Genomic DNA, 10,174 nt, shown 5'->3' with positions numbered 1-10,174 from the left:
ATCGATCACGCGGACCAGATGGTCTTCGGGGATTACTTCGTCGATGGACACAGGAAACAGGCTGGTCTGGTTTCGCGATTCGCCCTGGATATACGCCATAAAAAAATGCCCCGCACCTTTCGATTCGGGGCATTTTCTTAGATCCGAGACAGGTTGGCTAGGTTTTCACACAATCTGTACAGGTGCGCGCGGTATCTGATCCTTTGATCGTTCCCACGCTCCGCGTGGTAATGCCTCCGGCGACGCTCCGCGTCACATCCCCAGGCCTGAATGCGCGTCGTATGCAGGACGCAGAGCGTCCGAGGCGGCGTTACCACGCGGAGCGTGGGAACGATCGGTGGACGCAATGCATGCGCTGCTTTGAGTGGGACCGGCTTTAGCCGGGAAGCTTTTGCTTTTGCTCGCCTTTGCTTTTGATCTTCATACGCAAAAGGTTCAAACACCACAAATCGCGACTTGGGTGCAGGCTGAACGCAGGTCTCGCGCAGTGGGCCGAGCCGCATGGATGCGGCGAGAGCTGCCCCCCGCCATGGATGGCGGATGGCAGCGGGCCCACGGAGCGGGACCGGAGTGAAGGAACCCTGACGAAGGAAGGGCCCAACCAGGAGCAGGGCCTTTTTGGTTACTTTTTTCTGGGCCGGCAATCCGGGCTCTTGGAAAAAGTGACCCGCCGTAAGGGCGGAACCATAACAACAGCGCTCCGAAAAAACGGATATACACACGAATCTGAGAGACGCCTCAATCACTGCGCTTGTTTCCGATAAGCCATCGAATCATCAATCCGCTTAAGTATGTAATCCCCCGCCGCCACCGCCGGATAAAGGCTTGCAACAGCATCAACCCCCAAATCGCAAGGATCGACAACGGCCCCATAAGTCGGATCATAAAACGTGGCAATCGAAAACCGCTCATGGCCTGACTGATTGATCACCCGGTGCAACGTCGACCGAAACCGATCGTTCGACCAACGCGCCAGCAAATCCCCCACATTCACCACCAGACTGCCCTCGATCGGCGTCGCGTCGATCCACTTCCCGCTGCCCAGCTCGCGCACCTGCAACCCGCCGCTGTTGTCCTGATGCAACAACGTGATGCACCCGTAATCCGTGTGCGGCGCGACGCCGAACTGATCGGTCTCAGCCCGGGGCGGAGGCGGCGGGTAGTAGACCATCTGCGTACGCTGCAAACGCTTGCCGTATTTCGGCGCAAAGAAATCGGACTCGATGCCCAAACCCACGGCCACTGCCTTCAACAAATCAGCGCCCGCCTTGCCGATCTCCTCGTAATAGGCCTCCAGCGCTACCCGTAATTGCGGCATGAAATCCGGCCACTGGTTCGGCCCGCGCAGCGCCTCCCCCGCCAGCACGCTCGGGTCATCCTCCGGCAGCTCCAGCCCCATACTGAAAAACTCCTTGAAATCCGGTTTGGTCGCCTCATACATCAGCGCCCCGCCCAATGCATGCCAGCCGCGATGGCGCTTGTTCACCGCCACCTGACGCTTCACCTCAGGCGCGAAGGCGAAGAAGGTTTTCGCCGCCGCCATGGCGCTGTCGATCACCTGCCGGGGCACGCCGTGGTTGATGATGTAGAAAAAGCCGCTCTCGCTGCAGGCTTCGCGGATGGCGTCGCCGGCGCGACGGATGGCGGCAGCGTCGCCTTCGCGCACGCCGGCCATGTCGATAATCGGGAGGTTGGCGGTGGCGGTCATGAAGGCTCCGGGCGCAGGGAATGGACTGGGCTGTCTAGACCTGATCAAGCATTTACTGTGCCGTGGCGCCAAGCCCCTGCGTTCGCGCCTGACCGCAGAGCGGCCCCACCTCAGGTGCAACGATTGGTGACAGGTCAGTGTGCGCCGCATGAACCGCGGCACCGGTTGTGGCCGGGAAGCCCTCTACTGGCCCTTTCCATTGGCACCTCTTAACTGGCCTGCATCTTGCCTCAGCTGTCTATACAGCCTCCGCGCTTTCAGGCATGCCCGCCGCTGACGCGAATTGATCGAGTGGATTCCATGAGCGACCTGCAACAGACCATCAGCCAGCTGCGCCAGGCCTTGGGCGACGCGCAGGTGTTGACCGGCGAGGCCATCAGCCCGCGCCATTACAGCGACTGGACCCGCCACGCGCCGGCCTGCCCCGCTGCGCTGCTTTTGCCCACCAGCACCGAACAGGTCTCAATCGCTCTGGGCATCTGCAACGCGGCGCGGCAAAGCGTGGTGCCTCAGGGCGGCATGACCGGGCTTGCCGGCGGCGCGGTTCCGCGCCCCACCGACATCGCGCTGTCGCTGGATCGCCTGCGCGGCATTGAGGAGATCGACAGCGCGGCCGCGACGGTCAGCGTGTGCGCGGGCACGACGCTGGAGGACATCCAGCACGCCGTGGCCGAGGCCGGTTTTCTCTTTCCCCTGGACCTGGGCGCCCGCGGCTCGTGCCAGATCGGCGGCAACATTGCCACTAACGCCGGCGGTAATGCGGTGATTCGTTACGGCATGACCCGCGAGCTGGTGCTCGGACTGGAGGTGGTGCTGGCGGACGGCCGTGTGCTCGACCTGATGAACAAGATGATCAAGAACAACTGCGGTTATGACCTAAAACAGTGCTTCATTGGCAGCGAAGGCACCCTTGGGGTGATTACCCGTGCGGTGTTGAAGATGGCGCCGCCACCCGGCCCGACCACCACACTGCTCTGTGCCCTGCCCGACTATGCCAGCGCCGTGGCCCTGCTGCGGCGCATCCAGTGGAGCGTCGGCACGCCCCAGGCATATGAGCTGATGTGGCAAGACTTCTTCCGCCTGGGTGTGTCGTGGCTGGACAGCTCGACGCAAGACTCAGCGCAAGACAAGCCCGTCGCGCCGATGCCCGATCATCACCCGCTGTATGTGTTGCTGGAATCCTCCGGCCCCGGCGAGGCGCTGGAGCAGACCCTCGAAGCGGCCATCGAGGCCGGTGAAGTCGTCGATGCCATTGTTGCGACCTCCCAGGCTCAGGCCAGGGGGCTGTGGAAGATCCGCGAAGCGACCGCCGAGTTTCCCCAGCGCCTGACGCCGCTGAATTTCGACATCAGCCTGCCCATTGGCCGCATCGGTGAGTTTGCCGAGCGCTGCCGTGAGCGCATCGACGCCCGCTGGCCGGGTAACCGAAGCGTGTATTTCGGCCACATCGGTGACAGCAATCTGCACCTGACCGTGGACTGCAATTCGCTGCCGCAGCCCGCGCCGGTGCTGGACATCGAAGCGCTGGTGTACAGCGCGGTCGGCGAGCTGGGCGGCGCGGTGTCGGCCGAGCATGGCATCGGCCTGCTCAAGCGCGACTTCCTGCATCACTCGGTCAGCGCCGAAGCGTTGCAGGTGATGGCCGAACTCAAGAAGAGTTTCGACCCCAATGGCATTCTCAATCCGGGCAAGATTCTCGGGGGATGACACCCTGCTGGTTGTATATACCGGTATGGCACGCTAACTGCAGTTACAGACTCATTGACCCGCTCACCGCATATCCCGCTGCATTCGACGAAACACGCCGCATCCACCCAGGAGCCATCCCATGCAACTCGACTCTGTGTTCCGCAGGACGTTTAAACGCTTGAGTATCGCTGCCGCGCTGGGGCTGCTGCCCCTGGCCGTATTGCCATCGTCGGCCCAGGCCGATCAGTTGGCCGATGTGAAAAAAGCCGGTGAGCTGGTGGTCGGGACTGAAATGCAGTTCGCGCCGTTCGACTTTCTCGAAGGGGGCAAGCAGAAAGGCCTTAACGCCGAGCTGTTCGAGGCGTTGGGGCAGGAACTGGGGGTCAAGATCAAGTTCCTCGACCTGCCGTGGCCGAGCGTGTTGCCGGGGCTTGAAGCGAAGAAATTCGACGTGGTGGCCGGTCCGATCATCGTGACCAAGGCGCGCAAGGAGCGTTACCACTTCGTCTCGCCGATTGCCGAAGCGACCGTGGCCCTGCTCGCCGGCGCCAAGGATGACAGCCTCAGCAAGCCTGAAGACATCGCGGGCAAAACCGTCGGTGCCGGCAAGGGCTCGGCGCAGCTGGAAGAACTGAAAGCGTACGCCGCAACCCTGCCGCAGAAGGTCACCATCCGGGAATACGTCGACAACAACCAGGCCTACGCTGACCTCGCGGCCAAGCGCATCGTTGCCGTGGCCAACTCATTGCCGAACATCTCGTTTGTCGCGGCGCAGAAAAGCAATCTGTACAAGGTGGTGCAACCGCCGTTCGGCAAGAAATCCTACTTCGCCTACCTGGGCCGTAAAGACGCCGACGCGGACAGCCTGATCGCCGCGCTGGATATGGCCCTGGCCAAGATGCATGACGATGGCCGCCTGGCCGCGCTGCAGAAGAAATGGCTGGGCGCAGAAATGGACGTGCCGAAGGGTGATTTCGAGCCAACGTGGTAACGCTTGACCCTTGGATCCAGCCCGATGAATGACCTGTAGGGACGTGGCTTGTCCCGCGATCTGCCACGCAGTGGCAGTAAAAGGGCATGCCGTGGGACACCAACCGCGGCACAGTCTTATAGACGGGCGTCTGCTTCGCAGACGATCGCGGGACAAGCCACGCTCCTACAGCACCTGCGTCACGCACGCACCGGAGTAACCCCGTGTTCGATTGGCCCTTGCTGCAGCAAAACGCGCCCTTACTCCTCGACGCCCTGTGGGTGACCTTGCAGGTGTCGCTGGCCGCGCTGATGTTCGGCTTTGTCATCGGCATCTTCGTTGGCAGCCTGCGCCTGTCGCCGATTCCCCTTCTGCGCCGTCTCGGTGGTGCTTACATTTTCGTGTTTCGCGGCATTCCGCTGCTGGTCCAGTTGCTGTTCATCTATTACTTTCTGCCCCGCGTTGGTCTGCCGAATGTCTCGCCCACGGTGGCGGCGATCATCGGCCTGTCCCTGGCCGCCGGCGCCTACATTGCGGAGATCATGCGCGGCGGTTTCCTTGCGATTCCTTGCGGTCAGCTGGAAGCCGCCGGGCTGTTGGGCATGAGCGACGCGCAGATGCTGGTGCGCATCCGCGTGCCCCAGGCCGTGGGCCTGACCCTGCCGGCGCTGGTCAATGAAATGATTCTGCTGATCAAGGCCTCGTCTCTGGTCTCGGTGGTGGGCCTGGCTGATCTGACGCGCACGGCCCAGAACCTCGCCGCCAGCGACTACATGTTCGTGCAGGACTACCTGATGCTTGCCGGCTTCTACTGCCTGATCAATGTGCCGCTGGCCTATGCGGCGAGCCTGCTCGAACGACGCCTGAAGGAGCGCACGGCATGACCTTCGACCCGAGTATCTTCACCGACCACCTGAGTGATATCGGCTCGGGGTTTCTCGTGACCCTCGGCACCTGGAGCAGCGGCGTCGTGCTCGGCCTTGCGCTGGGGATGCTGATCGCTATCGCTCAGGTGTTCGGCAACCGGCTGGTGCGCGCGCCGCTGCGGGTGTTCATCGAGCTGATCCGCAGCACCCCCTTTCTGGTGCAGCTGTTTCTGGTGTACTACGGCGGACCGTCCTTCGGCATCAGTCTGGACCCGATCCCCGCCGGCATCCTCGGCCTTGGGGTTTACGGCAGCGTCTACTTCGCCGAGATTTTCCGCACCGGTTTCCAGTCGGTGGCCCGGGGTCAGCTGGAAGCCGCCGACTGCCTGGGCATCACCCGCCTGCAGTGCATCTGGCGCATTCAGGTGCCGCAGATGCTGGTGATGATTCTGCCGGCGCTGGTGAACATGGTCACGGTGCTGTGCAAGGAAACCGCCGTGCTGTCGATCATCACCATTCCTGAACTGACGATGGTGGTCACCGGCATTGGCTCGGAGACCTTCGCTTTCGTCGAAACCCTGCTGATGCTGTGCATCGGTTACCTGATTCTGGTGGAGCTGTGCTCGCGGCTGGGCATGCTTCTCGAAACCCGCGTCGGCCGTTTCCTGAGCAGGCAACCCTGATGAACAGTCTTCTGATTCCCGGCGGCAACGCGCCCGCCCCGACCCGCGACACCTTGGGTGACCGTATGACTATCAACGGCGAGCAATCGACCGTCCTGACGCTAAGCCAGGTGGGCAAAAGTTTCGGCACCCTGCGCGTGCTCAAGGGCATCGATCTGCAGGTGCAGCGCTCGGAAGTGGTGTGCCTGATCGGCCCGTCCGGCTCGGGCAAGAGCACGTTGCTGCGCAGCATGGCGTTCCTTGAGGAGTACGACGAGGGCGAAATTCACATCGAGGGCCAGTTGCTCGGCTGGCAGCACACCGACAAGGGCCGTCGCCGTGCGCCGCAATCGCAGATCAACCAGGTGCGACGCAACGTCGGCATGGTCTTTCAGCAGTTCAACCTGTGGCCGCACATGACCGCCCTGGGCAACGTCTGCGAAGCCTTGCGCCGGGTGCGCAAGCTCTCGGCGGACGAAGCAAAAAAACGCGGCATGGCGATGCTCGACAAGGTCGGCCTGGCGCACAAGGCCCACGCCTATCCCGCCCAGTTGTCGGGCGGTCAACAGCAGCGGGTGGCGATTGCCCGGGCGCTGGCGATGGAGCCGCACATCATGCTGTTTGACGAACCGACCTCGGCCCTCGACCCCGAGCTGGTGGGCGAAGTGCTGCAGGTGATGAAAACCCTGGCGAAGGAAGGCATGACCATGGTCGTGGTCACCCACGAGATGGGGTTTGCTGCGCAAGTCGCCGACTCGGTGATTTTCCTCGATCAGGGCGAAGTGGTGGCTCGCGGCACGCCCCGGCAGATTTTCCACAACGCCGAGCAACCCCGGCTGCAACAGTTCTTGCAGAACTACCTGGACCGCAACGCGTTCTGGCAGGACGCCAGGGCGTGATGCAGCCGAGGCAGTGGTCACACGGCTGATCGTGGAGGGAGAATGAGCATGGACAAGCCGGCACCTCTGGCCCGGTATCAGCGCGCGAAAGCCTTCGTTCACGGCAAACTGGTGTCGGGGGAATGGAAGCCCGGCGACCTGATCCCGTCGGAGAACCGCTTGGTGGTCGAACTGGGCATGTCGCGCATGACCGTCAACCGGGCGTTGCGCGAGTTGACCGAGGAAGGCCGTTTACGGCGGGTGTCCGGGGTCGGCACCTTCGTCGCCGCCAGCAAACCGCAATCCAACCTGTTACGCATCACCAACATCGCCGACGAGATCCTCGCCCGGGGCCATCGCTACCGCTGCCAGGTGCTGCTGCTCGCGCGGGAATCGGCGTCGATGCCCGTCGCGTCGGCCTTGTCGCTGGTCACCGGCGCCTCGGTGTTTCACTTGATGTGCGTGCATTATGAGGACGACGTGGCGGTGCAGCTGGAAGACCGCTACGTCAACCCGCAAACGGCGCCGGATTTCTTGCAGCAGCCCTTCGGCGACGCGTTGCAGTCGGCGCGTTACCTGCTGGACATCATTCAGCCTGATGAGATGGAGCACATCGTCGAGGCCAGCCATCCAAGCACCGAAGCGCTCAAGCATTTGCAGATCGAGCCTGCCGAGCCGTGCCTGGTGCTGATGCGCCGTACCTGGAACAACGGCAACGTGGTGACTTACGTACGGTTGGAGCATCCGTCGTCGCGCTATCGCCTCGGCAGTCGTCTGTCGGTGACCGGTGCGTACCGGGACAGTTGAGACAGCCGACGTGCCGATCAGCACTTGGATCGAACCCTTACACACCTTTGCCCTCGAATCGGTAAGCCCCCAGAACGGGCTATGACAGGAGAGGTGCACATGGTTACCCAGAACAATGATCCATCCCTGAATCGCAATGACCCGGCGCTGAACCCTGAAACCCCGGACAGCAGTCTGGCGCAGAACGACGCCCTGAAAGAACAGCAGAGCGAAGCGTCGGGCGAGGCCCAGACTCAGGCGCAAACACAAGTAAGCAACGGCACGCCCGCAGGCGAAAAAAACAGTTTTACCCCTGACTTCGAGCCACACGAGCATGAATCGCCGGACACGACCAAAGCGGCGCGGCAGACCGGTGAGATCGATAAAGACATTGATACGGCGGACAGCTGAGGCCGGTCAGTTAATGAGGGTCAAACTCCATCCGTGGGAGCCGGCTTGCTGGCGAACGTGTCGGTTCAGTGATGAAATCGGCGGCTGACACACACATTCGCCAGCGAGCCGGCTCCTACGGTCGGGCGCCAGCTTCGCCACTGCTGCAGCTCCGCGTCGCGTGCCGTGGCCATCCGCCAACTGACCTCCGCTCAGTCTGGCGCGTGTTTAATTTGCCGCGTGTTTAATTGCATAGCAGCCTAACAAACCGGCACCATACCGCTGTCGTCTGCGCCTGCAGACCTGCCTGAAGTTCACTCCCCGGAGCGTTGTCGATAATGGTCCAGCCCGCCACTCAGGACGCCCCGCGCGTCGGTAACAGGCTTACGCCCCGCGAGTTTCGCGGCATGGCCGCGATTTTGATGTCCATTGCCCTCGCCACACTCGACACCGCCATTGCCAACACCGCCCTGCCCGCCATCGCGGCTGATCTGCACGCCTCCCCGGCGGCGTCTGTGTGGATCATCAATGCCTACCAGCTCGCAGCTGTCGCGACCCTGTTGCCCTTCGCGGCGCTGGGCGGCGTGCTCGGCCATCGCAAAGTGTATCTGGGCGGGCTGATTCTGTTCGTGGTGTCGTCAGCGTTGTGCACCTTTGCCTGGTCGTTGCCCAGCCTGATTATCGCACGCGTGCTGCAGGGCATCGGCGCCAGCGCGATCATGAGCGTCAATGCCGCACTGATCGGCTCGATCTTCCCCCACGAACGCCTCGGTCGGGGCCTGGGCATGAACGCGCTGGTGGTGGGCTCGTCATTTTCCATCGGGCCGACCGTGGCCTCGCTGGTTTTGTCGGTGGCGAGCTGGCCGTGGCTGTTCGCAATCAACCTGCCCATCGGCCTGTTCGCCCTGGTGTTCGCCTGGAATTCCCTGCCAGTCACACGACTGGGCACCCTGCCCTTTGATCGCCTCACCGCTCTGCTCAACGTCATCACCTTCGGCGCGCTGATCTTTGCCCTGAGCCAGGCGGCGCAGTTGGGTTCGATGACCAGCGTGCTGATTGCCCTGGCGGTCTTCCTGACGGGTGGCGCGCTGATGCTCAAGCGCGAAGCCGGGCACCCCGCGCCGATGTTTCCCCTGGACCTGCTCAAGCGGCCGATGTTTGCCTTGTCGGCGCTGACGGCGTTCTGTTCGTTCGCCACCCAAGGGCTGGCGTTCGTCTCGCTGCCGTTCTTTTTTGAAAGCACCTTGGGTCGGGATCCGGTTCAGACCGGTTTTTTGATGACGCCGTGGTCGGTGGTGGTGGCGATGATCGCGCCGTTTGCCGGGCGTATGTCTGACCGGTACGCGCCAGGACTGCTGGGCGGTATCGGGCTGGCCATGCTGTGCCTGGGAATGATTTCCCTGGCCACCATGCCCGCCGACGCGAGCGTAGTGTCCATCGTCGCGCGGATGATCCTGTGCGGCATCGGCTTCGGTTTCTTCCAGGCACCGAACCAGAAAGCGCTGATGACCAGCGCGCCGAAAGAGCGCTCCAGCGGCGCCAGCGGCACCATCGCGACGGCGCGCTTGATCGGTCAGGCCACGGGCGCGGCGTTGGTCGCGTTAAGTTTCGGCATCTCAAGCACCCACGGCCCGGTGCTGGCATTAAGCATCGGCGCCGGCTTTGCGGCGGTGGGCAGTGTGGCGAGCGGGCTGCGGCTGGTGACCCGCAACACGGCCAATCCGCGGGCGTGAGCTCATCGGCCACGCCCGGGCAGGATCAGGCAATCATCGCGTAGAACTGGGTCATCGGTATGGGGCGCAAGGTTCCTACCATGGGGGCCTTCTACCAACGGCTTCGGCCTCGTGAGGAAAGACGCAATGAGCACACCAAAAACCTTGTTTATCACCGGTGTCAGCAGTGGTTTCGGCCAGGCGTTGGCGCAGCAGGCGCTGGCGGCGGGTCACCGCGTGATCGGCACGCTGCGCAACGACGACGCGGTGAAGGCGTTCGACGCCCAGGCACCTGGCCGCGCCCACGGCGTACTGCTGGACGTCACCGAGTTCAACGCCATCGACCGCGTGGTCGTCGAAGCCGACACTGCGTTCGGGCCCATCGACGTGCTGGTCAACAACGCCGGTTATGGCCACGAAGGCATTCTGGAGGAGTCGCCGCTGGAGGAGTTGCGTCGTCAGTTCGACGTCAACGTGTTCGGCGCCGTGGCGATCATCAAGGCCTTCGTGCCG

10 protein-coding genes are annotated in these 10,174 nt (G+C 62.9%); 9 read left to right on the top strand and 1 reads right to left on the bottom strand.

What is annotated here, in order from left to right; translation table 11 throughout:
- Positions 1 to 742: 742 nt before the first annotated feature.
- Positions 743 to 1,708, bottom strand: a complete 966-nt coding sequence (locus VF672_RS23815) for an isopenicillin N synthase family dioxygenase (RefSeq protein ID WP_331107560.1) — start codon at positions 1,706 to 1,708, stop codon at positions 743 to 745.
- A gap of 300 nt (positions 1,709 to 2,008) precedes the next feature.
- Between VF672_RS23815 and VF672_RS23810 the strand changes: the two genes are divergently transcribed.
- The 9 genes from VF672_RS23810 to VF672_RS23770 all read left to right on the top strand — a co-directional run.
- On the top strand, positions 2,009 to 3,415 hold the full coding sequence (locus VF672_RS23810) for an FAD-binding oxidoreductase (RefSeq protein WP_331107558.1): 1,407 nt from the start codon (positions 2,009 to 2,011) through the stop codon (positions 3,413 to 3,415).
- 121 nt (positions 3,416 to 3,536) lie between these two features.
- Complete coding sequence (locus tag VF672_RS23805; protein WP_331107556.1) at positions 3,537 to 4,388, top strand: transporter substrate-binding domain-containing protein; 852 nt, start codon at positions 3,537 to 3,539, stop codon at positions 4,386 to 4,388.
- Positions 4,389 to 4,591: 203 nt separating this feature from the next.
- Entirely contained in the window at positions 4,592 to 5,251 is a 660-nt protein-coding gene (locus VF672_RS23800; protein WP_331107554.1) for an amino acid ABC transporter permease, read from the top strand.
- Entirely contained in the window at positions 5,248 to 5,916 is a 669-nt protein-coding gene (locus VF672_RS23795; RefSeq protein ID WP_331107552.1) for an amino acid ABC transporter permease, read from the top strand. The genes VF672_RS23800 and VF672_RS23795 overlap by 4 nt, the downstream gene beginning before the upstream one ends.
- Positions 5,917 to 5,981: 65 nt before the next feature.
- Positions 5,982 to 6,794 carry an amino acid ABC transporter ATP-binding protein gene (locus VF672_RS23790; protein WP_331107564.1) on the top strand — a complete coding sequence of 271 codons (813 nt, stop codon included), beginning with the start codon at positions 5,982 to 5,984 and terminating at the stop codon, positions 6,792 to 6,794.
- 48 nt (positions 6,795 to 6,842) lie between these two features.
- Positions 6,843 to 7,580: a histidine utilization repressor gene (gene hutC, locus VF672_RS23785; protein ID WP_331107550.1), complete on the top strand. Its 738-nt coding sequence runs from the start codon at positions 6,843 to 6,845 to the stop codon at positions 7,578 to 7,580.
- Positions 7,581 to 7,679: 99 nt separating this feature from the next.
- A complete protein-coding gene (locus VF672_RS23780) occupies positions 7,680 to 7,970 on the top strand; it encodes a hypothetical protein (RefSeq protein WP_331107548.1) in 291 nt (96 codons plus the stop codon).
- Between the two features lie 386 nt (positions 7,971 to 8,356).
- Positions 8,357 to 9,682: an MFS transporter gene (locus tag VF672_RS23775; protein ID WP_331107562.1), complete on the top strand. Its 1,326-nt coding sequence runs from the start codon at positions 8,357 to 8,359 to the stop codon at positions 9,680 to 9,682.
- A 126-nt stretch (positions 9,683 to 9,808) separates the two neighbouring features.
- Positions 9,809 to 10,174 (top strand): SDR family NAD(P)-dependent oxidoreductase (locus VF672_RS23770; RefSeq protein WP_331107546.1); only part of this gene is annotated, 366 nt, incomplete at its 3' end.

The organism is Pseudomonas sp. (genome assembly GCF_036387035.1).
Classification (GTDB): domain Bacteria; phylum Pseudomonadota; class Gammaproteobacteria; order Pseudomonadales; family Pseudomonadaceae; genus Aquipseudomonas.
Note: the sequence above shows the minus strand (reverse complement) of the source record. Positions and strands in the feature narration are given on the sequence as shown.